Annotated in this window: 15 protein-coding genes; 6 read left to right on the top strand and 9 right to left on the bottom strand. The window is 45.5% G+C overall.

Going from position 1 to position 24,201, the window contains the following annotated elements; all coding sequences use genetic code 11:
* Positions 1-216: 216 nt before the first annotated feature.
* Complete coding sequence (locus B0E43_RS13690; protein ID WP_077350650.1) at positions 217-1,431, bottom strand: LA_2272 family surface repeat-containing protein; 1,215 nt, start codon at positions 1,429-1,431, stop codon at positions 217-219.
* Between the two features lie 268 nt (positions 1,432-1,699).
* Between B0E43_RS13690 and B0E43_RS13695 the strand changes: the two genes are divergently transcribed.
* The 5 genes from B0E43_RS13695 to B0E43_RS13715 are packed head-to-tail and all read left to right on the top strand — an operon-like array spanning position 1,700 to position 12,577.
* A complete protein-coding gene (locus B0E43_RS13695) occupies positions 1,700-2,026 on the top strand; it encodes a PadR family transcriptional regulator (protein WP_077350652.1) in 327 nt (108 codons plus the stop codon).
* Complete coding sequence (locus B0E43_RS13700; RefSeq protein WP_077350654.1) at positions 2,026-4,644, top strand: ABC transporter permease; 2,619 nt, start codon at positions 2,026-2,028, stop codon at positions 4,642-4,644. The genes B0E43_RS13695 and B0E43_RS13700 overlap by 1 nt, the downstream gene beginning before the upstream one ends.
* Positions 4,645-4,695: 51 nt before the next feature.
* Positions 4,696-7,287: an ABC transporter permease gene (locus B0E43_RS13705; RefSeq protein WP_217349168.1), complete on the top strand. Its 2,592-nt coding sequence runs from the start codon at positions 4,696-4,698 to the stop codon at positions 7,285-7,287.
* A 5-nt stretch (positions 7,288-7,292) separates the two neighbouring features.
* Positions 7,293-9,938 (top strand): ABC transporter permease, encoded by a 2,646-nt coding sequence (locus B0E43_RS13710; RefSeq protein ID WP_217349169.1) that lies wholly within the window; start codon positions 7,293-7,295, stop codon positions 9,936-9,938.
* Entirely contained in the window at positions 9,938-12,577 is a 2,640-nt protein-coding gene (locus B0E43_RS13715) for an ABC transporter permease (RefSeq protein WP_217349170.1), read from the top strand. The genes B0E43_RS13710 and B0E43_RS13715 overlap by 1 nt, the downstream gene beginning before the upstream one ends.
* A 122-nt stretch (positions 12,578-12,699) precedes the next feature.
* Here B0E43_RS13715 and B0E43_RS13720 read toward each other — a convergent pair whose 3' ends face one another.
* From B0E43_RS13720 to B0E43_RS13735, 4 genes are all read right to left on the bottom strand, one after another.
* Positions 12,700-14,352 (bottom strand): carboxypeptidase-like regulatory domain-containing protein, encoded by a 1,653-nt coding sequence (locus B0E43_RS13720; protein WP_077350656.1) that lies wholly within the window; start codon positions 14,350-14,352, stop codon positions 12,700-12,702.
* Positions 14,353-14,369: 17 nt separating this feature from the next.
* Complete coding sequence (locus B0E43_RS13725) at positions 14,370-15,341, bottom strand: FecR family protein (protein WP_077350658.1); 972 nt, start codon at positions 15,339-15,341, stop codon at positions 14,370-14,372.
* Positions 15,338-15,919, bottom strand: coding sequence for an RNA polymerase sigma-70 factor (locus B0E43_RS13730; protein WP_077350660.1), 582 nt, complete (start codon positions 15,917-15,919; stop codon positions 15,338-15,340). Before B0E43_RS13730 ends, B0E43_RS13725 begins: the two co-directional genes overlap by 4 nt.
* Positions 15,920-16,184: 265 nt before the next feature.
* Complete coding sequence (locus B0E43_RS13735) at positions 16,185-17,189, bottom strand: bestrophin family protein (RefSeq protein WP_077350662.1); 1,005 nt, start codon at positions 17,187-17,189, stop codon at positions 16,185-16,187.
* A 356-nt stretch (positions 17,190-17,545) separates the two neighbouring features.
* Here B0E43_RS13735 and B0E43_RS13740 point away from each other — a divergent pair, with 356 nt between their 5' ends.
* Entirely contained in the window at positions 17,546-18,991 is a 1,446-nt protein-coding gene (locus tag B0E43_RS13740; RefSeq protein WP_077350664.1) for a M48 family metalloprotease, read from the top strand.
* A gap of 228 nt (positions 18,992-19,219) precedes the next feature.
* Here B0E43_RS13740 and B0E43_RS13745 read toward each other — a convergent pair whose 3' ends face one another.
* From B0E43_RS13745 to B0E43_RS13765, 4 genes are all read right to left on the bottom strand, one after another.
* Positions 19,220-20,404 (bottom strand): Gfo/Idh/MocA family protein, encoded by a 1,185-nt coding sequence (locus B0E43_RS13745; protein WP_077350666.1) that lies wholly within the window; start codon positions 20,402-20,404, stop codon positions 19,220-19,222.
* Positions 20,405-20,482: 78 nt separating this feature from the next.
* Entirely contained in the window at positions 20,483-21,295 is an 813-nt protein-coding gene (locus B0E43_RS13750) for a phytanoyl-CoA dioxygenase family protein (RefSeq protein ID WP_077350668.1), read from the bottom strand.
* Positions 21,296-21,503: 208 nt separating this feature from the next.
* Positions 21,504-21,980, bottom strand: coding sequence for a putative toxin-antitoxin system toxin component, PIN family (locus B0E43_RS13755; protein ID WP_077350670.1), 477 nt, complete (start codon positions 21,978-21,980; stop codon positions 21,504-21,506).
* A gap of 333 nt (positions 21,981-22,313) precedes the next feature.
* Positions 22,314-24,137 carry a Xaa-Pro dipeptidyl-peptidase gene (locus tag B0E43_RS13765; RefSeq protein WP_077350674.1) on the bottom strand — a complete coding sequence of 608 codons (1,824 nt, stop codon included), beginning with the start codon at positions 24,135-24,137 and terminating at the stop codon, positions 22,314-22,316.
* Positions 24,138-24,201: the final 64 nt, after the last annotated feature.

Here is a 24,201-nt window from a genome sequence, read left to right on the forward strand (position 1 = left end):
GAGGTACGAAATACGAAGTACGAGGCACAGGATTGGGTCAAAGCTTTCGAGGTTTTTCAACATTGCAACTTTTGTACTTTCCCTCTTTTCATACTTTTGGTTGTCCTGCTTCTCCAGAAGCTGGACGTACAAATTCTATTTTCTCTTTGTGTCCCTTCGCGTTCTTGGCGGTTGTACTTCTTTTTTTAACCGTAGATTCTCAGAAGTTGAATCCCCTTACAAAAACCGGAATCCGGCTTTGAATCCCCACCAGAATTGACTTCCCAAGTCCTCGGGATGGTAGACGTCATTGTGAATGGTGGTGTTGGTGTAAGTGAAAAGCTCCGGATGGAATGCGTAGGAGGAATCATACACCCTGAAATTGACCGTCGGACCGGCGAAAAGGGCGAAGTTTTTTGTTGCCTGGAATTCTGCACCTATGTAGCCCCTGTTGATCAGGTTGAGTGCATGGACGCCGCCCTGACTCAGCTGCTCAGAGCTAACCTCGATGTTGAGAAAGGTCTTTTTGCCCAGTCTGGGAGAAGTCCCCAAACCATACCCAAAAGACCAGACTACCTGATCGTCCCACTCAGGTCTGATGCCCGCAAAGAAGATGTTGTAAAACTCCCGCTTGCCGGTTCGGAAGGCCAGATTCAGTGGTAAAACTTCATTTACGCTTAGTTCCAAAGTATGATAGCCCGAGCGGACAAAAGTCAGGAACCCAACCGGAACACCGCTGATGCTGTCCGAGTAATTGATCAAACCGAGCTGGAACCCATCTACTTTGTTTCCGAAATTCACCAAGCCAACTTGCGAGCCTTTGACATCTCGTGCAGCAAAATTCAATACACCGGCAACCTGCGAACCCTCCAGATCATCAGCGGTGAAGTTCATCACACCTGCTACCTGAACACCTTCCACTTTCTTGGGAGAGAAATTAGCCACACCGGCGATCTGAACTCCATCAACCGGTCCGGTGGTAAAATTCATCAATCCAGCCAACTGCACCGAGTTTTTCACTGAATCTAAGTTCGAGTTGAAAAGTCCCGCTAACTGGACACCGTCCACCTTCCCGCCTACTTGGTTAAACAACCCCGCGAGCTGCACACCGGTCATATCACTGCGATTGATATTGAACAGGCCGGCCATTTCGAGCTTTCTGGTTCCTGCAGAATAGCCTCCCAGAAGATTGAAAGAGTAATCGTTGACGATATTTCCGGAGTACATTCCGTTCGTTCCCACGTAGGGGACGAAGGAAAACTGAAATCCCATAGAGGTAGTATCGCTCAGGTCTTTTCCAAAGGGATCAAATCGGAAGGGTTCGGGTTTCTGAAATGTTAGGGGCTTCTCATCTTTGTTCAGGCTGTCCGGCTGTGTTTGGAGGGCAAAAGCTTCTGATCCGAATAGCGCAGAGATCAGGATTGCTGCGAAAATTCTATAAAACGTATTCATGACATTGGTTTAGTTTCGCTTATAGGACAAGCGAACCGCGGTATACCCCTATTCCTGGGAAAAAAAGATTTGCGAAGTATGATTTACGGGGCTTCAGGCAGCGTTGGAGCCCTGAACTGTCTTGAGCTTTTCAACCTTAAACCGTTCCGACTTTTTGCTCTTGAAGAGATTGAGCACTAATCGAATCGAGCAGAATTTTTTTTCTCATTTACTTAACAAATATGAATCTAATAATTACATTTACTTTTGTTAAGTAAATAAATCCGACATGGCACAACATTCATTGGGCGAATTTGAAGAACTGGTATTGCTAATGGTAGCGGCGCTCCACGACGAAGCCTATGGCGTATCGATCCTCTCCGGGCTGGAAAAAGAACTGGGAAAATCACTGAACGTCAGCGCAGTACATGTTGCGCTGAAGCGGATGGAAGATAAAGATTTTGTAAAGTCCAGGTTTGGGGGAATCACAGAAGACAGAGGAGGTCGGCGCAAAAAGTACTACGTCATCACTGCCTTGGGCAAGAGGGTGCTTGATGAGCAGTTTGCTCTGAGAAACAATATCTACAACCGAATTCCCAAGATCTCCTTTGGCTGATGCAACCTCCGCGTAAGGCACTCGCTTTCCTCCGCTGGTTTTGCCGGGAGGATTACCTTGAGGAGATCGAGGGGGATCTGGTGGAATTGTTTGAAAACAGGTACAGCAACCTGTCGCCAACGAAGGCGAATCGGAAATTCATCTGGGATGTGATCCGATCCTTCAGATTACGAAACATTAAAAAAATCGACTTAACACATCTGGTTTATCCATTCATGTTTCAACATTATATCAAAATCGGTGGAAGGCAACTCCTGAGAAACAAAGCATTCTCTGGCATCAATATCTTTGGTCTATCCATAGGGATTGCGTGCTGCCTTACCCTGCTGATTTTTGTTGGATATGAATCAAGCTTCGATAATTTCCATCCTTTTGCAAATCGCAGCTACAGAGTCGTTCAGCAAACCCAATATCCGGATCAGACTCTTTACTGGAATACCACAGCCTACCCTTTGGCTGAAGCAGTAAGGGAAGATTTTCCCGAGCTGGAATTAGTCACTCAGACAGCCGGACCATTTCAAAGATTTTTCACGGTGGAAAAGGAAGGAATGGATGATTATCAATTCGAGTTGGATTATGTCCTGTTTATAGACCCATTCTATCCAAAAGCATTTGACCTCACTTGGCTTGCCGGGGACAAAAATTCGGCGTTCCAACACCCCAATTCGATTGTTTTGACGGAAAGTATAGCCGAGAAATGCTTTGGGCAAAATGTTTCCGGACAATCCATTCTGGGAAAAACCATCATGCTGGCGGGCAAAGATCCCATGCAGGTGACCGGGATAATCAAAGACGCACCGGGCAATTCCAACCTCAGGTATGAAATGCTGGTCCCCTATGAATTCTTCAAACAAAACAATCCCTATCCAGCGTCGAATTGGTCGGGAAATTATGGAGGGACAACCTTTGTGGTCACCTCAGAACAGCAAAATCCTGAGGTAATCGAATCTTCTATTGCCACTTGGAAAAAGAAATATCTCACTAAAGAAGATGACAGCAGGATCTCCTACAAGCTTCAGCCTTTGGCTGAAATTCATACGGAATCTCTCTACGGAAGCAGCCCTGGAAGCTATACAATGCCCAGCAATATGCTCCAGACTGCGAGGTATGTCGGGATATTTATTTTGCTGATCGCCATCGGCAATTTTGTCAACCTCGTGACGGCCAAATCGGTGATCAGGGCCAAGGAAGTCGGAATCAGAAAAACGATTGGGAGTACGAGGTTTGATTTGTTCAAGCAATTCACCTTAGAGAATTCCCTTTTGGTTGCCATCTCGGTTTTGCTTGCGCTTGTATTTTCTATTGGCTTAATCAGTCAAGCAAATGCAGCGTTTTCAATCATCAACCTCCAGCTGGAGTTGAATTGGGCTGATGTGGGAATGATAGTCTTTTTGGGAGGGATTACCATCTTATTGGGCACGGCCTATCCGGCTATTATTCTTTCCTCCTTCAACCCTCTCCAAATCATCAAAAACAACCTGCCCTTTACCCGGACCAGGGGATTTTCAGTGCGAAAGGCAGTCACGATATTTCAGTTTGCCCTTGTGCAATTATTTGTCATAGCTACCATTATCGCGGCTGTTCAAATGGATTTGTTCAGGAATAAATCCCTCGGTTTCACTACTGACGCGGTATTGATGCTGCCTGTTCCCCAATCTGATAAAATCGAAACTTTCAAAAACCAACTGGCTAACAATCCTGAAATCAAAGATATCGCCATTGGTTCAGGTCCGCCGATGGCTGTCAACGGATTCCAATTGGGAACCAGGTTCAGGACTTCAGATATGCCCGAGGCAGATGGGTATGAGACTGAGATGAAAATCGGCGACACCAACTACCTGGACTTTTATGGAATGGAACTGATTTCCGGTAGAAATTTTACCGGCAACAAATCAGATTTTGACGAATTCATAGTCAATGAACGCCTCTTAAAATCAATGGGCTGGACGCCTGAGAATGCCATTGGTCGAAAACTTACAATCAACGAAGGCGAGGCAACTGTCATTGGAGTGGTGAAGGACTTTCACAACAATTCCCTTCAGCATGACATTTCACCCTGCGTCATTCTCAACTGGAATTATTTTCAGGATCAGGCATTTGTCAAAGTCAGCAACATAAACCCACAGGTTTTAGAATCCATCGAGCAATCATGGAAGAATTCATTTACAAAATCTATATACAACTATGAATTTATTGATGATTCTATCGCAAGGGAATACTTCGTTGAGACGCTTTCATTCAAAGGCTTCACCTTATTTTCCATCATAGCCATAGTAATTGGAAGTCTTGGTTTAATTGGATTAATGACCTTTATCACCACACAGCGGACCAAAGAAGTGGGTATCCGTAAAGTTTTGGGAGCCACGGTTTCCGAGCTTGTCCTATTCTTTTTGAAGGAATTTACTGTATTGATTGGGATAGCCTTTTTGTTGGCCTTGCCCTTTGCCTATTTCCTGATGCAACATTGGCTGGAAGACTTCACCTACCGCATCGAAATGTCCTGGTGGATGTTTTTGGGAGGCGGAGTGATCACCTTGATTATAGCAGGCTTGAGTTCTGGAATACAAGCCACCAAAGCAGCTCTGGCAAATCCCATCAAGTCCATAAAAACCGAGTAAAACGCAATTCTTCCTAATTGAGTCAAATGAAGAATTGATTGAAACACCAGCATGAAAACCACTCCTCCAAAACGTTCCCTTCAATTTCTCCGCTGGTTTTGCCGGGAGGATTACCTTGAGGAGATCGAGGGGGATTTGATTGAGGTTTTTGGCAGAGAGGTGGAAGATTCTCCGAGCAAAGCCAAATGGAAATTTTCCTGGAGCGTGCTCAAATACTTCCGACCGGGATTTATCAGGTCGTTTTCAAATTCTAATCAGTTTCATCCAATGGGAATGTACAAGAGTTATTTCAAAATCGGCTGGAGGAATATTTTGAGGAACAAGGCATTCTCCGCCATCAACATTTCGGGCCTTGCGCTGGGCATGGCATGCAGTCTGATCATCATGCTGTGGGTATTCGATGAAAAGGGAATAGATGCTTTCCACGAAAACAATGATAACCTATATGTTGTCTTTCATCGCGCGTATTACGATGGAATAATTGATGGAGGCTATGCAAACCCTGGATTGCTTGCAGGGGAATTGAAAGAAGCTTACCCCGAAGTAAAGGTTGCAACTTCGATGACCTTGAGCAACCTGTATTCATTTGAAGCCAATAACAAAATCTTGAAAGAGTCAGGCAGTTTTGCCGGTCCCGATTTCTTCTCCGTATTCAGCTTTCCTTTACTGGCAGGCACAAAAGAGCATGCGCTCAAAACCACCATCGACATTGCGATCTCCCGAAAAATGGCAGAAGACTTTTTTGGCTCCGTGGATGCTGCCTACGGTCAGTTTATTCGGTACAAAAACATGAAGGACATGAAGATTTCGGCCGTGTTCGAAAATATGCCTTCAAATACTTCGATGGAATTTGACTTCCTGTTGAACTGGGATACTTTCCTGGAAGAAAATGACTGGACAAGAAATTGGGGTAATAACGGGGTGCTCTGTTACCTGGTGCTGGAGGACGGCACCGACAGGGAAGCGTTCGAACGTAAGTTTCGGGATTTTCTTAACAGGCATGAGGACGCGCAGAATGAAAACTTTAAAGTCAAGCTTGCCTTGCAGAAATACCGCGAACAATACCTAAACTCCAAATTTGAAAATGGTGAGATTGCAGGCGGGCGAGTTCAGTATGTAAACCTGTTTAGCATCATTGCAGGGTTCATTGTCCTGATTGCATGTATCAACTCCATGAACCTGACCACCGCCTACTCCATGAAACGCGGCAAGGAAATAGGCGTGAGAAAGGTGGTGGGAGCATTCCGAAGTGCTTTGGTCAGTCAGTTTGTCGGCGAGGCTATACTGACCGTTCTCCTTGCTTTTGCTTTAGGGCTATTAATAGTTTTTGCTGCGCTTCCGGTCTTCAATGCGATCACACAAAAGCAAATCCAAATTCCCATAGGCCAACCCTATTTTTGGTTATCGATGGGTGCCGCTTCCATTCTTCTCGGGTTTATTTCAGGAAGTTATCCGGCCCTTTACCAGTCGGGATTTAACCCGCTAAAAGCACTGAAAGGCTCATTGAAATTTGGAAGTGGTGCGCTGTGGTTCAGGAAAGGACTTGTTGTGTTTCAGTTTGCGCTTTCCATTATGCTCATCGTGGGCACCATCGTTATTTCAAAACAAGTGAGGTATGTGCAGGATGCACATTTGGGCTATGACCGTGAGAACCTTATCTATATACAGTTGGAAGGAGACTTAGGTGCCAAATACAAGGTATTCAAAGATCAGGGTTTAGGTGTGAATGGTGTTAAAACGATCAGCCGCATCACTGACAATCCTACCCGGATAGCGAACGGCACCGGTGGCGTTGAGTGGGAAGGCAAAGACCCCAACTCTTTCCTTCCGCTTACATACTCCGCTGTTGACTATGATTTCATCAAGACCATGGGAATGGAAATGGAAAGCGGCCGGGATTTTTCTCCCGAATTTGGCTCCGATAGTGTTGGATATATTGTCAATCAGGAAGCCCTGAAACTATTCAACTACAAGGATCCGATCGGCATGCCTTTAACACTTTGGGACACAAAAGGAACCATCATTGGCGTTGTGAAAGATTTTCATTTCAGCTCTTTGCACAATAACATCAGCCCCTTGCTGTTTCGCTTGAGTGAGGGGATTGAACAGGGTTGGGTCTTGGTCAGAATTGAACCGGGAAAAACAAAGGAAGCCTTGGCGGGCTTGGAAAAAATCAGCAAGGAGCTGAATCCCCAATTCCCATTTACCTATAAGTTTTCGGACGATGAGTATCAGCAACTATATAACAGTGAGCAGGTCGTCACCAAACTCTCAAATGCTTTTGCCTTTCTGGCCATCTTCATCTCGTGCCTGGGCTTGCTGGGACTGACCATGTTCACCACCGAACAGCGCACCAAAGAAATCGGCATCCGGAAAGTGCTGGGCGCTTCCCAGATCTCCCTGTTCAATCTGCTATCGAGGGAATTGTTCATTCTGGTGTCTATCGCGATTGTGATTGCCTCTCCGCTGGCGTGGTACGTGATGAATGGCTGGCTGCAAGACTATGCTTATAAAATCGATATCACGGTTTGGATATTCATTGTCTCTGGCATGCTTGCTGTCTTGATTGCTTTGGTAACCATTAGCTTTCAAACTCTCAAAGCATTGCTCACAAACCCGGTGAAGAGTTTTAAATCGGAATAAGAACCATGAAAAACTCCCCGCCCAAACGCCCCCTTCAATTCCTCCGCTGGTTTTGCCGCGAAGATTACCTCGAGGAGATCGAGGGGGATTTGATTGAGGTTTTTGGCAGAGAGGTGGAGGATTCTCCGAGCAAGGCCAAATGGAAACTTTCCTGGAGCGTGCTCAAATATTTCAGACCGGGGTTTATCAGGTCATTTTCAAATTCTAATCAGTTTTCTCCAATGGGCATGTACAAGAGTTATTTCAAAATCGGCTGGCGGAATCTTCTGCACAATAAGGGTTACTCGCTCCTCAATATAGTAGGACTTGCCATCGGTATGATGGTGGCGATCGTGAACGGACTTTGGATCTGGCACGAATTCTCCTACAATAAATATTTTGACAACTACGACAGGATTGCCCAAGTCGTGGAGGTTGGTTTGGATCTCGAAGAGGGAGGGACATATACTTATAATTCTATGACTTACCCTCTCGGAGCGGATCTTGTCGAAAAGTATAACCACCAGTTCAAACGGCTTGCCCGGGCAAGCCCTCAGCAGGAAAAAATCCTGACCGCTGGAGAAATAAAAACAACTTCCCTTGGACTCTATGTGGATGAGGAAGGACCTGAGCTTTTTTCACTAAAAATGCTTGAAGGCACTCGTGCTGGACTTGCTGAAATGAATTCGGTGATGTTGGCAAAGTCAGTGGCTGATGCGCTTTTCGGTTCGAAAGAACCAATAAACCAGACCATTCGGATCAACAACAAAACAGATGTGGTTGTATCCGGTGTCTTTGAAGACTTCCCGCAAAACACAGAATTCAGTGAAGTAAAGTTCTTTGCTCCGTGGAGCTTGTATGTGTCCGAGAATAAATGGATTCAAGAACGTGCCTTGACTGATCTGCGGAATCACTTTCTCGAAATCTATGTGGAGATAGAGAAAGGGAACACATTTGAATCAGTTAGCTCACAGATCAAAAGTGCCCTGCAGTTCGCCCCAGAAGACTTAGAGGATGCCAAAAAAAGAGAAGCCGAACTTGCATTGTATCCCATGAGCGACTGGCACCTCCATCCTGCTGAGGTTCGTGACGGCCAGATGGAGCCGATGTTGATGCTGAAGCTCGTCGGGGCTATTGGGGCTTTTGTATTGGCGCTCGCCTGCATCAACTTCGTGAACCTTAGTACTGCGCGGGCGGAAAAGCGGGCGAAGGAAATCGGAATCCGAAAAGCCATTGGCTCTTTTCGTAGTCAGCTGATCGGCCAATTTTTTACCGAATCCTTTCTGGTGGTCATTTTTTCCTTCATTCTCGCCTTGATTTTGACGGTGCTCGTTTTGCCGGGATTTAACCAAATCGCTACCAAAAACATGGAGATCCCATTGGGCAACGGTTGGTTTTGGGTAGCAAGTTTTGGTTTCGTCACATTCACCAGTTTGCTGGCCGGATTTTATCCTGCCTTATATTTATCTTCTTTCAATCCGATCAGGGCGCTGAAAGGATCCTTCCGCATCGGACGCTTTGCTTCCCTGCCGAGAAAGGTGTTGGTGGTTTTTCAATTCTCCATCTCCGTCATCCTGATTATCGGAACCATCGTGGTCTATCGCCAAATCCAATATGCGAAAGACCGGCCGGTGGGCTACGACCGCGAAGGGCTGATTATGATGCGCAAACAGTCAGCCGACTTTAATGGAAAATATGATGTGCTTCGGCAGGAATTGAAAAATACTGGCGTTGTTTCCGAAGTATCTGAATCCATGGGTTCGATTACTCAAATTTATTCCGGCAACGATGGGTGGGATTGGAAAGACCGAAAGCCCGAAGACGAGGGGGATTTTGCAACGCTATCTGTGTCACACCTGCACGGAAAGACGGTGGGCTGGCAATTTGTTGACGGTCGCGACTTTGATCTGAATATTGCCAGTGATTCGCTGGGCATTGTCATCAATGAATCTGCCCTCGAACGTATGAATCTTCAAGATCCAGTCGGAGAACTTGTGAGCTGGACATGGAGGGGAGACGAGAATAAGGTCCTGAATTACAAAATCCTGGGAGTGATCAAAGATATGGTCATGGCTTCACCGTATGAGCCCGCCCGGCCCACGATGTTTTATTTGAAAGGACACAATGGAACTCCCAATTGGGTCAACATCAAAATCAATCCACAAGTAAGCGCCAGCGAAGCATTGGCCGAGATTGAATCGGTTTTTAAGAAAGTCATCCCGACTGTTCCCTTCGAATACAAGTTTGCCGATGAAGAATATGCGGCGAAGTTTGGCAAGGAGGAGAGAATCGCCAACATGGCTTTCATCTTTGCCGGTTTAGCCATAGTCATCAGCTGTTTGGGATTGTTGGGATTGGCTTCTTTCGTGGCCGAAACCCGGACAAAAGAAATTGGCATCCGAAAAGTGCTGGGTGCTTCAGTCGCTGGCTTGTGGGCCATGCTCTCCAAAGAGTTTGTTTGGCTTGTTTTTATCTCATGCCTTGTTGCAGCGCCCTTATCCTATTATTTGATGGACGGATGGCTGCAAAATTTCATCTACCGAACTGACTTATCCATCTGGGTATTTGTCGCAACGGGTGTTGGCGCTATTGGCATCACCTTGCTTACCGTCAGTTACCAAGGGGTAAAAACTGCCCTGATGAACCCTGTGAACAGTCTAAAATCTGAATAGTGAAAACCTCCCCTCCAAAACGTTCCCTTCAATTTCTCCGCTGGTTTTGCCACGAAGATTATCTCGAAGAGATCGAGGGGGATCTGATTGAGGTTTTTGGCAGCGAGGTGGAAGAATCTCCGAGAAAGGCCAGATGGAAATTTTCCTGGAGTGTGGTAAAATATTTCAGACCGGGGTTTATCAGGTCGTTTTCAAATTCTAATCAGTTTCATCCCATGGGCATGTACAAGAGTTATTTCAAAATCGGATGGCGGAATCTGCTGAGGGAAAAAGGAAACTCTTCCCTGAACATCATTGGCTTGGCAGCTGGAATGGCAGTGGCCATTCTGATCGGCCTTTGGGTTTTTGATGAACTTTCGTTTAATAAGTATTTCAAAAACTATGACCGGATCGCCCAGGTGACCAAAGCGGGAAACTACGAGGGCAAGTATTACATGGGGCAAAAGCATCTTCCTTTCCCGCTGATCGAGGAACTTAAGAGCTCCTATGGTCAGAATTTCAAACACATAGTCCCCATCTCTGGCCCCGAGGGATTTGATGCGGTGCTTTCCATAGAGGATAAAATACTGACCAGAAAAGGCATGTATATCGGAGAAGGTGCTCCCGAGATGTTTTCCTGGAAAATGAAATATGGCAGTTGGAATGGCCTCGATGAGATACAGGGAATCATGATATCTGAATCCACTTCCAAAGCATTTTTTGGCGATAGTGATCCCATGGGTAAGGCGATGAAGATAAACAACCACACCGACGTAACAGTCACAGGTGTGTTTGAGGATTTTCCGAAGAACACAGAATTCTACGGCATGATGTTTTTTGAACCCTGGAATTTTTATTTGAAGGACGCTTCCTATATCACCCGGCAGGGTTGGGACAATAATTTTCTCATGGTCTATGTGGAGATTGCTCTAAATGTGACGATGCAGGAAGCAGGTGCCGCCATCAAATCCGCTGAGAAAAAAGCAACTGAAAACCTGGATTTTAGGAAGCAGGATGGGTCGGAGGGTTCAGATGTTTTATTGCTTCCAATGGCGGAATGGCACTTGTATGCTGACTTCAGGGATGGGGAACTCCAAAACGGTCCCATCCAAATGGTCCGATTCATTGCTGCGATCGGGATTTTTGTGCTGCTGCTTGCCTGCATCAATTTTATGAATCTGAGTACGGCCAGATCCGAAAGAAGAGCCAAAGAAGTCGGAATCAGAAAAACGATGGGTTCGATCCGTTCCCAACTGATCGGGCAGTTTTTCAGTGAGTCTTTCCTGGTAGTGATTCTCTCCTTTTTGTTGGCCCTGATAGCTGTGTATGGAGTCTTGCCATCGTTCAACCAATTGGCTGGGAAGGACCTGGCTTTGCCACTGGCCAACAAATGGTTTTGGCTCAGTTGCCTTTCCTTTATTTTCCTTACAGTCTTGTTGGCAGGGAGTTATCCAGCTTTTTACCTTTCCTCTTTCAAACCGATAAGCGTTTTGAAAGGTACTTTCCGCGCAGGCCGGTTCTCTGCCCTACCCCGGAAAACGCTCGTGGTGCTCCAGTTTGTGGTTTCTGTCGGATTGATTAGTTGTACTGCCGCCATTTACCATCAGCTCATGTATGTCAAAGACAGACCGGTGGGCTATTCCCGGGAAGGATTGATTTCGGTTCGCAAAAAATCAGATGAATTCAATACAAAAGCCATTGCGCTCCGGGAAGAACTGAAGCGGACGGGCATGGTCACAGAGGTGGCAGAATCCGGCGGTGATGTCACCGGGACTTGGTCGCACAATGGAGGCTTCAATTGGGAAGGAAAAGATCCCGGTTTTGAGGCGTACTTCGCTACGCTGAATGTGTCTCCTGAATTTGGGAAAACCGTGGGTTGGGAATTTGTGGATGGACGGGACTTCATGGCTGAAATGGCAAGTGATTCTTCCGGAATTGTATTGAACGAGGCGGCGGTAAAATACATGAATCTCGAGGATCCGGTTGGAAAAACAATCCGCTGGACCAACCGATCCTGGAATGTGGATCAGGATTTTGTGGTATTGGGAGTGATAAAGGATATGCTGATGAATTCACCGTTCGAACCGGTAAAACCTGCGGTTTATGTCACCTATGGTTATGAAAGGGTACTTCTGATGCGGATCACGCCCGGAATCAGTGCTGCTGAAGCTTTGCCCAAAATCGAAAAGGTCTTTACGCAGCTTATCCCTGATATTCCTTTTGATTATCGATTTGTCGATCAGGAATTTGATTCCAAGTTTTCTACAGAAGATCGTATCGGCAAATTGGCCGGCGTTTTTGCAGTGCTTGCAATATTTATCAGTTGTTTGGGACTTTTTGGATTGGCATCCTTTGTGGCTGAGCGACGGACCAAAGAAATCGGCATCCGAAAAGTGCTAGGTGCTTCTGTTCTGAACATGTGGAGACTCCTGTCTCAGGAATTTGTGCTGCTGGTTTTATTGGCATGTCTCATCGCAATGCCATTGGCCTACCTTGTTCTCGAAGAGGGTCTTCAAAAATATGAATACCGCACAGATATCAGTTTATGGGTTTTTGTATTGGCTGCAGGTATTGCGCTCGGAATTACCTTATTGACAGTGAGTTTTCAGGCGATCAAAGCCGCGCTTATGAATCCGGTGAAGAGTTTGAAATCAGAATAGGCATTTCTTGGAGCTAGAAAAATTGGATTTACGAAGTACGATTTACGCGGCTTAGGACAACCTTTGATCCTTTAGCTCTTGGAAACTTTACCAGCTTCAACCTTCTGACTTCCCTCCTCTTTCTAAAAAAACCTAACCCCAGCCCGAACGCCAAACCACAGCTGGCTAGCAAGATCTTCTACCGGATAGTTTTTTTCAGAGAGAATTTTGGGATCGGCATAGGTAAAGGTCTCCGGATGGTCGGTGTAGGAGCTGTCATACACTCTCCAGTTCAAGCTCGGTCCTGCATAAAGCCCTAAGCCTTTGACCATTTGCCAATCAAATCCCAGATACGCCCGGTTGATCAGGTTTAAAGCCAGGACATTGCCTTTGTTCATCTGCTGGGAACTGAACTCGATGTTCAAGTATGTTTTTTTGCCCAATTTTGGTGAGAAGCCGATCCCATAGCCGAATGCCCAAGTAGTAGAATCTGCCTGCTCGGGGCGCATACCCGCAAAAAGCATGTTGTAAAAGGACCGGGTACCCGTGCGCAGGGAAATATTCAAAGCCATCATTTCATCGGCGCCGATTTCAACCTTGTGATACCCTTTTCTTACAAAGCTGATCAGGCCGACAGGAGCTCCTGTGGTGCTGTCAGAATAGTTGAACAAGCCGACTTGGGAACCGGTCACATTCCTGGCAATGTTCAAAATCCCGCTGATTTGCGCTCCCGCGATATCGCGATGGGTGTAATTGGCAATGCCGGCGATCTGCGTACCCTGAACACTTTGTGTGCCTAGGTTCAGCAAACCAGCCAATTGGAATCCACGCACGTTTCCCGTCGTGAAATTGGTGAGTCCGGCAATTTGGGCGGCCTTTACCGAGTCCATTGCGGAATTGACCAAACCTGCCAACTGGAAGCCCCTTACCTGACCCCCGACTTGGTTAAACAGACCGGCGATCTGTACTACCCCAGCATCCCCTTTGTTGATGTTGAACAATCCACCAAGTTCAGCCTTTTCAGTTCCTCCCGAAAAACCTCCCAAGACGTTGAGCGAATAGTCGTTGATGACGCTACCGGAGATTTTTCGGTTGGTGCCGACAAATGGAACCAATGACATCTGAAATCCACGGTGAATGGTATCTGTGACGTTTTCAAGGTTTTTGACGCCCACAGAGTTTTTGGTCCAAAGCCAGAAATTTTTCATCGGTTCAGCTATACTCTTGCCGAGATCTTCGGATTTCAACAATATCTTCTGGAAGGAATTACCGGAGTTGTCCAAGACCAGTGTATCGGAAAAGTCTTTCTTGTTGACAACTAGCTCAAAATTTTCTTGAGCGGGGTTTTTAACCTCAAACTGAAAATAACCAAACTCATCCGTGGTCGAGGATTTCAGCGTGATCGGATCATAAACTGTTGCATCTCGGATTCCCTTTCCGCTTTCATCCACCACATAGCCGCTTACCACCATCTCTTTGGATGAGGATGGTTTGGGAGTCAGAATTACATAGACGCCCTTGGGCTTTAGCTGAACTTCACCGTCAAAGACCACCTCCAAGACTTCCCTCAGCGGCCGGTCGGAAAAGCTTCCGGAAAAAGTCCGACTCACCTCAATGGCTGAAGGGCTGTAGGAAAACACGCATCCGGCGTCTTGGGAAAGCCGCTTGAGAAGGTTGTCAATCCGTTCATTCTGGACAGAGATAGTTATCCTCCTTTCCAAAACGGGAATAGTTTGGCTGTTTACACTTCCCAAAACCAAAAAAAATCCAGCTAAAAACAGTAATAGATTCCTCATTTGTCCGGTGCGTCAGATTAGGAACAGCCTTCGCCGCTCAGGATAATTTCATCGCCATTTTCACTGACTTCCAAGCCCATCGTTTCAGACAATATTCCAATGATTGTGTCCAGTTCTTCCTCGGTAAATTCAACGGTGATTTTGCAGGTTCCTATTCCACCTGCCAAGGTGATTTTCCTGTCATAAACCTCACTGATCCGGTCTACGACTATCTGGAGATTTTCCTCATTAAACTGAAAAGAGCGAGTCTTGAAAGCAACCACATTAGTGTCTGCCACGGTTTTGCTGTAGCTGCCGGATGCTTTGTCGTAAATTCCTTTTTCTCCGACCTCCAGCATAATCCCCTCCTCAGTCTGACTATAAAACTGTACTGCCCCTTCCAAAACAGAAACCTCAATCTGTTGGCCATCAGGATAGGCTTTGACATGAAACACCGTCCCGATATCCCGGATCAGGAGATTTTCCGCTTCCACAGTCCATTGGATATCTTTCTCTTTGCCGATGCTGATGGTCGCTTCGCCTTTGAGCTGGATCGTTCCTCTTTTCTTTCGGACATTGTATTCCACCTTGACTTCGGAAGCTTTGTTGAGCGAAATCTCCGTCTGGTCGGGAAGTGTCTGGGTCATGACCTGGTTTTCGCTCAGGTAGACGAATTCGTCTCCGGGAGCCAGATTCCAGTAAAACAAATAAGAAACAGCTGCAACCAGGATCAGTCCGGCGGCTACTTTCCAAAGTGGAATCAGCGTTCTTTGAACTGTTTTCTTTGCTGTAATCTGCGCCTTTACTTTGTCCCAAGCCACATCGGTGTCGAAATTCTGGTCATCGGGAAGCTGGGCTTTTTCAAAAATGAAAAGCGAATCGTCCAGGTATTTTTGATTCTCGGGCGAAAGGGCGCACCATTCCCGCAAGTCTCGGACTTCACTTTCCGAGGCTTCACCGACGATGAATTTGCCGACCAGATCTTCAATATATTCCTCTTCCCACTTCATGGATTCAACAAATTACTCATCAAAATGGCCAGCAAAGGCAAATATTCTTTCAACTGGGCCCGCATGATTTTCAATGCTTTGCCCATTTGGTTTTCTACAGTTTTCACAGACAGATTCAGTTGATCTGCGATCTCCTGATACTTCAGCTCCTCAAACCGGCTCATGGTAAAGATTAGCCTGCATTGCTCGGGCAAAGTCTGGATGGCGGCACGGATTTTATCCTCCAACTCCACATGGATGGCAAGGTGATCGGCCGGACTGGATTGAGCTTCTTCCTTGAGCGATTCACTGGCGAAATATTTCTGCTTGACCTGCTCGTGTTTCAGCTCGTTGAGGCAGGCATTGCGGATCGCACGGTAGAGATAGGATTTGAGCGAAGTCTCGATCGAAATGGTTTTCCGCTTTTCCCAAAACCCGATAAATGCAGCCTGCACGATCTCTTCCGCCCCATCGGGATCTTTCAGATAGCTCGTAGCATAGCGGCAAAGGGGTTGATAGTAGGTTTTAAACAGCATTTCAAAGGCAGGAGTTTGGCCTGATTGTATCGCTAAAAAAACCTGTTGATCTGACTCCTGCATGGAAATAAAAATGCTTTCGGTGCAAGATAAGATTTTGGTTTCTTTTTGAAATAAGACAACTGAAATCCTACTTACCCCTATTCTAAATTTGGAATATTTTTAAAAAATAATCCTTAGGCTTCAAGAAAGCAGACAATTGGCATTTTTGCTGACGGGAGGCTTTCTTGACAAAGTAATTTCTGTGTTTCAAAGGGTCTTTTCCTGAAAAGCATAAATAGAAAAAGGTCTAATTCAAAACCTGAAAACCATCCATTAGGTGCTGATTCTACATCAAAATCTCATTCACCGGAAGGATGGGCTGTGGCAGATTTTCCTCATTCAGCATGTCTCTCAGGTCAATTTCGATTGCCCTGCTCATGGATGAAATCGGCACATCGTTGGGTCCGCCTTCAAAGGGATTTTCGGTACTTTCTCCAATCTGCTCCAGCACCAAAAATACCCAACCCACGATCACGCTAAACGGGACAGTGAGCCAAACAACTTCAGATCCCAGTTTTGAAAACTCATTCAAAAACCCCAAAGGGAGCAAAATTGTAAGCAAATAGACAAAGTACATGTTGATACTGGAGAATTGCCTCGGATAGGGAAAGTTTTTGATCCGCTCGTTTTTCCCCTGATGATCGTAGAGTTCCTTCAAGAGATTTTGCATTTCCACATAGTTCAGATCCGATAGTTGACCTTGCTCATTCAATTTTCTGAGCTGGGAAGATTGCAAAGCGATGACTTGAGCTGCCTTGTTTTTCTTGGAAAGGATCAGATTCAATTCTTCCTCACTTAGATAATTCACCAAATCGACTTCCACTCCACATTCCCATTCCGGCACCAGATAGTAGTTGAGGTACTCTCGGTTGTAGCTTTTGGTTTTGACATTTTCCCAACTCCTGCTTTCTCTTAGCTGAAAACGCAAAGCAGTCAGCCACGCAAAATGCCTGTAAAACAATTGCTGGTGCAGGCCTCTTTCTTCGTCCAAATCTTCCGTTCGGACAAAGTCCTTGACCATGATCCCCCAAGTTCGGCTGCTGTTGACGATCCCGCCCCAAATCTGCCTTGCCTCCCAAAGTCGGTTGTAGGTTTGCGTATTCCGGAATCCGGCTATAAATGCAGCTGCTGTACCAACCAAAGCCACGGGAACCCAGGGAATCCCCAACCAATGCCAATCCAGAAAATAATAGAGCGAAGTCGGCACCGTGCTGACAGCAACCATATACAGTATTTTCATCCTGGTCCAGGGAATAAAATGATGCAGTTTGTAATAGTTTCCTGTATTCATTTTCAGTTGGGTTTTAGGAATTAAAGGATCTAGTTCAGGTTAAATTCAAAAAGTAGCAGGGAGGAACAGCACTAATTCTAACTTAAAGAAAACCCAAGGAACCTGAATTTTCAACTTCTGACTGACACAATCAGAAAATATATCCAAATCCCATCTCAACCTAGATGAATGCTCGATTGGATTTGCAGGGGGATTTTTCCTAAGGATTTACAAAGGCAGGAAAATTGCAGGAAACAACTGAATTCAATCTGAAAATCTCAAAAGGTAAGTGGGAATTATCCAATGGAACTAAAAAGGTTTTTTCCTATCCTGAGTAAATTCAGATTGTTTAAAAACTCTCGAAAAAACAAAACCGCATGAAATCTCGATCCGCAATTATTGTATTTCTGTTCTCAGGAATTCTTCTCTTCACCGAAGGATGTGCCATCAATCCGGTAACTGGAAAAAAGCAAGTAGTCTTGATGTCAGAAGCCCAGGAAATCTCCATCGGACAGCAGTCAGACCCTGAGATTTCCGCGTTTTTTGGAGTCTATGAGGATCCCGAATTGCAGCAATTCATCACAGCAAAAGGCCTGGAAATGGCAGCAGTCTCCCATCGGCCAAAACTGGACTATCATTTCAAAGTAGTGGATTCACCTGTGATCAATGCTTTCGCAGTACCGGGAGGCTATGTCTATTTCACCCGTGGAATCATGGCTCATTTCAACAATGAGGCGGAATTTGCAGGAGTTTTGGGCCATGAAATTGGTCACGTGACTGCCCGGCATTCGGTCATTCAGCAGCGAAATCAGATGATCGGACAGCTTGGAATGATCGCCGGAATGGTGTTTGTGCCGGAACTGGCAGAATTTGCGGAGCCACTTTCTCAGGGTATGCAGATCGCATTGCTGAGTTTTGGCCGGGATGCTGAGCGGCAATCCGATGAATTGGGTGTGGAATATTCTTCCCGAATTGGGTATGATGCTACCGAAATGGCCGGATTCTTTAACACCCTTGAAAGACAGGGTGCCAAAGAAGGCGCGAGCGAAATTCCAGAATTTCTCTCTACTCACCCTTCTCCCGGTGAACGAAATACCACCGTTGCAAAACTGGCTGAGGAATGGAAGGCAAAACTCGATTTGACCAATCCATCAGTAAACAGGGATGCTTACCTAAAAAAGATTGACGGAATTGTGTTGGGTGAAGATCCACGTCAGGGTTTTTTGGAAAACAATGTTTTCTACCATCCGGTGTTGAAAATCCAGTTTCCAACACCCCAAGACTGGAACTTCCAAAACACACCTCAACAGGTTCAGATGGCTCCAAAAGCAGGTGATGCCCTGATGTCTCTTACTTTGGCTCCGGGAAAAACACCTGAAGAAGCCACTCAGGCATTCCTTCAGCAATACAAATTGGAGCTGGTGGAATCGAAAAATGAAACCATCAATGGGCTTTCGGCTCTTCTCGCCATTGCGGATCAAAAGCAGGAGTCGGGAACAATCCGGGTGCTTTCCGCCATGATCCAGTTTGACGGAAATATTTATAGCATCATGGGGATTTCCGAACTATCCAAATTCACAAATTATCAGCCTGTTTTCCTTTCTACCATCAGAAATTTCAAGGAACTAAAGGAAGCTGAAAAACTCAACAGAAAGCCAGAAGTGGTTCGAATACAAACTATCCCCCAGAGAATGACTTTAGAAGCCGCACTTTCAAATTTCAAAATGCCAAAAGCAAGGTTTGAAGAATTGGCAATATTAAACGGGATGCTCTTGACTGATCAATTGGAAAAAGGAACTTTGATCAAGGTGATTGGGAAATAACAATTTGGCCTCCAAGGATAGCTCAAATGGCTTTGTAGTATGAAATATTCAAAACATTAAGAGAATGTAGGGAATTAAGTTTGTAGGGAGCAGCTTAGCTCTCAACACGAAAAATGCCTAATCCGGGAAGAGAACTTTCGACGTCTGGACTTCCTGTTCTTAATTTTCTCATTGCCCTTAATGTTATAATAACCCCTTGTTTTCAAAAGGTTAAACATTCACTTACCCTTAGACCGTGGTGATTTCTCCGGTTTTCTTGTTTTTCAGAATCGTTTTCCGGTCCCCGTTTGGCAGGATTTCCTCTTTGATCAGCCAATAGTTTTCATCAAAATCCTGGTAAACAGAAGGTTTCGAAAGTCCAGTTTTGCCTCTCCAAACAGGCAACTGAACTGGTTCCCAAAGTTTGGTTTTGGCGGATTTGTACGCTGCATCCAAGATCGCATTGACCACATAACCGTCATAAAAAGTCTCTCGTGGTTGGGTCCCTTTCTCAAAGGAATCAAACATGTCCACGAACATATTGGGATAGCCCAGTTCATGCGCTTCATCTCCTACCGGAAACAGCCAACCGGAGGAAGTTTCAGCTTTTTCGGCTACATAATCTCCCCCATTACCGCTGGAAAACATTTCAAATCCAGTGCGGAGAAATGAATTGATCCATATCGTCCCTTCCGTTCCCATGACTTCGTCCCGGAGATCCATTCCACCTCTGAAAGTCCAGGAAACTTCGAATTGCCCGATGGCTCCGTTTTCATATTTGACTAGGCCGATCGCATGATCCTCTGCATCGATTGGCTTCACTTGAGTATCTGCCCAACACATTACCTCGACTGGTAGCACGTCTTTTCCGATAAAATTTCTTGAAATCTCCACACAATGGCAGCCCAAATCAAGGATTGCTCCCCCTCCTGCTTTTTCGATATCCCAAAACCAATCAGAATGCGGTCCGGGGTGGGTTTCCCTGGATTTGGCCCAAAGTACACGACCGATAGCTCCGGTTTCAATACTTTTCACGGATTTCAGGAACTTCGGCGTATAGCAAAGATCTTCCAGATATCCTGCGAAAACTCCAGCTTCTTCACAGGCCAAAGTCATCCGTAAGGCCTCCTCGGCCGTTCTTCCCAATGGCTTGGTGCACAAAACCGGTTTTTTATGTTTGACGCAGAGCATCACTGCCTCTTCATGCACATAGTTGGGCAGGGCGATGATCACCACCTCCGAATCCGGATGCGAGATGGCAGCTTCCATATCGGTGGAAAAGTTCGGAACCTCATAGTCATCGGCAAATCGTTTTGCTGTTTCCTCCCTTCTTGCGTAAATCATACTTACCACATCTTTTCCCCTTCTGCCGATAAGTGATTCCGCATAAAAACGACCGATAAACCCTCCTCCGAGGATGCAAATTTTGATCATAATAAAATGGATATTTTTAAAGTATAGTGCCAATTCAAAGACCTGGCAGGTTTTGAAAACCTGCCAGGTCTTTTGCTTTTACTTTACGTTGAGTGTGATTTCAGCTTCCTTGACCAAGAAATCAGCACCCGAAACTTTCTTTTGGCCGCTGGCCAAAATTGCCTCATCCCTCACCATAGAAACCGGCGTGATACAGGAAGTATGCTTCTCCCGGAAAGGCTTGTTGTAGGAGAGGTTGTAAGCAGAAATCACAGACCAACGCGGCTTTTCAGAAAGATTTGCTTCAGAGCGGTGAAGTAGGTTGGGATGAAAAAAGAGCACATCTCCAGCCTTTAATTCACAATAAACCAGCTCGGAAATTTTCTCAGCCTCAATCACAAAATCGGGATCTGCACCCTGTTGTTCTCCGATAAACGTATGCTCCATTCTCTGCATCTTATGTGTTCCCTTCAGGACTTGCAGGCAGCCATTTTCTTTGTTGGCATCTGTCAGCGCAAGCATCACCGAAATCATCGCCTCCGGAAAGAGAAATCCATTTTTGTACCAATAACCATAGTCCTGATGCCACTCCCATGCTCCTCCGACTTTGGGTTGTTTTTGCATGATCTTGGAGTGAAAATGGCAAACCTCACCCGAACCCAATAGTTGCTGGACCGACTCCACCATTCTTTTGCAACGCGACATCAGTCCAAAGGAATCATCCCCAGCAGTAAACCAAAGCGTCAATTTGGTCTTTTTCCCGTCTTGATCATTGAGATCAAAGGAATTCGAAGTCACAGTTTCATCGGTGGCAACGGAATATAGCAGGGCCATTTCTTCAAGAGAAAAAAGCTGGGGAAGTATCAAAAATCCATCCTGCCTGTAGGATTCAATTTGAAATGCGGAAATCATGGTTTTTATGGGTTTAAAAGGAAATCAAATGCCTTCTTGGTGAGAAGTTTCAGTTCTTAATTTGCTCAAAAAATCGGCATTTAAAAAGTCTCCAAAGACGATTATTCAAAAGCTGCAACTTTCGAAACAGCCAAATTGCAATTTATTTCTGTTCATTACCTGAGGAGTTATTTGAAATAGAAGAGTGGGCTATTCGGATCGCTTGGGATTACTCGAATTCTTTCAGGAAGTCGGATATCTGAAGAATTTTGGTTTCTCGGAAGGGATTTAAAACCAATAAATCATGATCTCCGGTTAGTAAATGAGTGGCTTTTCCATCTTCAGCCAGGCCCAAAAGAAAGTTATCTTTTGAGTCTCTACAATCTGAAGGTTTTGTATTGACATTAACCAACTCTCCCTTTTGTAATAAAAATCTCAGAAAAGAGTCTCTGTCTGTCGTTGAAAAGTACTTTTGAAACTTAGGTCTACCGGCTACCTCTAGAAACTCATCTAGTAATTCAATGCTTAATAGTATTTGAATTTGTTTTGCCTCGACAAGTTCAAAAATGGCAGGGAATCCTCCCCTGATCAACAAACTTAACCAAATGTTTGTATCTAAAATTACCCTAAACTTTGGAGGCACCATACCTATTCCGACGAACGTCCTCAACCTCATTGAAAATCTCCTCTTCAGAGATCGGGGCATTTTCAAACTTAGATTTAATTCGGCTGTAAGCGTCTAAAACAGGAATTTCTGCGGGTTTGATTTCAATTAAATTAAGGTCCGCCAAGTCCTCAAGGAGTTTTTTAGCTTTTGGATCCAGAATATTTATCTGAAGTGTTTCCATATCAGTAAGTTACTTTTTTTAACCAAATAATGATGAGCTAATCGAGAATTTCGCTCACTATACTAGATTGAACGCTCGTTTATTTGATTTAAGCTATAAATACAAAAGACATCTTTTCTTTTATCCAATTTAGAAACTCAAAAAAAGCGGAGCTTAGGATAATCCAAGCTCCGCTACAATTCTTCAACTCTTCATTTCACAGCCTTTTCCAAAGCGCTTTTCCCTCCCACGATCGGAAGTGTCAGTACAGTTCCGTCCAGATCAATGGTCAGTTCGGTCCCCGGATTAGGCAAAATGGTAAACTCCTTGTCTGAGGAGAAAATCATCAGTCCGATCTGCTGACCGGCGGCGATGATCTGATCGTCAGGCTGCAAATCAAAACTTACCTCGTAGAATTTACCTGGCTCCAAAGGCTCACCTTTTCGGATGGAAGCATGATTTTGTGGATCCGCCCAGCCTCGGGTGATGATATTATCGGTGATTTTCGCATTTCTTCCTTCGGTCCAAGGAAGTGAAACCAACCAAACTGAGAGGTTTGCCGCCGGTTTGTTGGAAGCCAACTTCACCGTGATTTTTGGAATACCGGAAATATGCACCGCTTCCTTGAGCACAGGGCTCAGATAGATCAAGCGATGCTCGGTGTAATCGGCTTGGGCCAAAGCCGATCCTGGAAAAGAATAATTATCGACCAGCGTTTCCTTTTGGCCTGAGCTCGTTTTTTCAAGTCCCAATGTACCAGCTGCTGGTGCTTCGCCTTTTAGGTAAAAGCTGACATTGGAAGCTGCTGGATTTGGGTAATCAGCATATGCCGTAGGCTTGGCGCGATCATCCTGCTCACGGACGATCCAGGCTCTAGGGTCATTTTCCACCCCATTTTCGACTCCGTGGAGATATCGTGTAAACCAGCGGTTCATCATCGAAAAAGGTGGCGGTCCACCGTGACCGTTTTGGTGGTAATAGATCATCGAAGGAAGACCTTTGGCACGTGCAGCATCATAAATCCGATAGCTGTGCTCGGGCATCACATTCCAATCGTTGAAACCATGGGACATCAAAAGGGCGGCCTTCATCGGTTCCATGTCATTCAGGTAATCTCGGCCAGCCCAAAAATCATTGTAATCCCCGGTTTTCCGATCCATTCCCTGGGCCATTTCAGTATCGCGAACAGTTTTGTTGTTGTAGGGTCGCTTGGCTTCCTCTCCGCTGTGAATAAAATCATACAAGACATCGATGTCTTCTCCCAGGTAGCCTCCCGGGGAGCGAACCAAACCATGGGAGCGATAATAATGATAATAGGATGTATTTGGAGCAATGGGAATGATCGCTTCGAGGCCTTTCACTCCTGTAGTTGCGGCAGCTAGAGGCAAAGTACCGTTGTAGGAAGTTCCTGTCATTCCTACCTTTCCAGTGGACCAGAAGGCCATTACTTTTTCATTTCCGTCTGGTTTGGTATAGCCATTGTCTTTTCCCGTTAGCCATTCGATAACGGCTTTTGGAGCCAAAGATTCGTTATCCCCTCCAACAGTTGGTGCCCCGTGAGAAAGGCCTGTGCCCGGAGAGGAAGAGTGGACTACAATGTACCCGCGGGGAACCCAAGTCATAATTTCGTCATTGGAGATGACCGGACGCTTTCCTGTTCGCTTTACCTCCGTATGATTTCTCAGAGGAGCAGGAGCGCCCAATTCATGCTTTACATCCCAAAATATCGGAGCATTTCCGGCAGTTCCTGCATAGTAAGGACTGCTGGCATAGACGACCGGTAGTTTCAGACCTTCAGTTTCAGTTTGTCTGGGACGGGTCACGTCCACATGCATGCGGTCTTTTTTGCCGTCACCATCGGTATCAAATTCTGTTTCTACCCAGAGATCATGCCGGATCCAATTGGCGGAATCCTTCAGTTCAGGTACAATTTGAGCCTCTCCATTTTCAAAAACAGGCTTAACCTGTGCATTCAAAGAACAGTTGCTGAAAAAAAGCAACAAGAATAAAATAGCCAAGGTGCGGGAGTGTTTCATGCTGGTATAAAAGCGACAAACCTGTGTCCGTCGGATTAAGATTTTATAAGGTGAATGGATTAAG

The organism is Algoriphagus sp. A40, assembly GCF_002002735.1.
Classification (GTDB): domain Bacteria; phylum Bacteroidota; class Bacteroidia; order Cytophagales; family Cyclobacteriaceae; genus Algoriphagus.

What these genes read in the sequence shown, in the direction of transcription:
- B0E43_RS13755 (WP_077350670.1), bottom strand. Translation starts at nt 21,980, where the DNA reads ATGCCCCGATCTCTGAAGAGGAGATTTTCAATGAGGTTGAGGACGTTC.
- B0E43_RS13705 (WP_217349168.1), top strand. Translation starts at nt 4,696, where the DNA reads ATGAAAACCACTCCTCCAAAACGTTCCCTTCAATTTCTCCGCTGGTTT.
- B0E43_RS13740 (WP_077350664.1), top strand. Translation starts at nt 17,546, where the DNA reads ATGAAATCTCGATCCGCAATTATTGTATTTCTGTTCTCAGGAATTCTT.
- B0E43_RS13730 (WP_077350660.1), bottom strand. Translation starts at nt 15,919, where the DNA reads ATGCAGGAGTCAGATCAACAGGTTTTTTTAGCGATACAATCAGGCCAA.
- B0E43_RS13725 (WP_077350658.1), bottom strand. Translation starts at nt 15,341, where the DNA reads ATGAAGTGGGAAGAGGAATATATTGAAGATCTGGTCGGCAAATTCATC.
- B0E43_RS13745 (WP_077350666.1), bottom strand. Translation starts at nt 20,404, where the DNA reads ATGATCAAAATTTGCATCCTCGGAGGAGGGTTTATCGGTCGTTTTTAT.
- B0E43_RS13710 (WP_217349169.1), top strand. Translation starts at nt 7,293, where the DNA reads ATGAAAAACTCCCCGCCCAAACGCCCCCTTCAATTCCTCCGCTGGTTT.
- B0E43_RS13695 (WP_077350652.1), top strand. Translation starts at nt 1,700, where the DNA reads ATGGCACAACATTCATTGGGCGAATTTGAAGAACTGGTATTGCTAATG.
- B0E43_RS13735 (WP_077350662.1), bottom strand. Translation starts at nt 17,189, where the DNA reads ATGAATACAGGAAACTATTACAAACTGCATCATTTTATTCCCTGGACC.
- B0E43_RS13690 (WP_077350650.1), bottom strand. Translation starts at nt 1,431, where the DNA reads ATGAATACGTTTTATAGAATTTTCGCAGCAATCCTGATCTCTGCGCTA.
- B0E43_RS13720 (WP_077350656.1), bottom strand. Translation starts at nt 14,352, where the DNA reads ATGAGGAATCTATTACTGTTTTTAGCTGGATTTTTTTTGGTTTTGGGA.
- B0E43_RS13750 (WP_077350668.1), bottom strand. Translation starts at nt 21,295, where the DNA reads ATGATTTCCGCATTTCAAATTGAATCCTACAGGCAGGATGGATTTTTG.
- B0E43_RS13700 (WP_077350654.1), top strand. Translation starts at nt 2,026, where the DNA reads ATGCAACCTCCGCGTAAGGCACTCGCTTTCCTCCGCTGGTTTTGCCGG.
- B0E43_RS13765 (WP_077350674.1), bottom strand. Translation starts at nt 24,137, where the DNA reads ATGAAACACTCCCGCACCTTGGCTATTTTATTCTTGTTGCTTTTTTTC.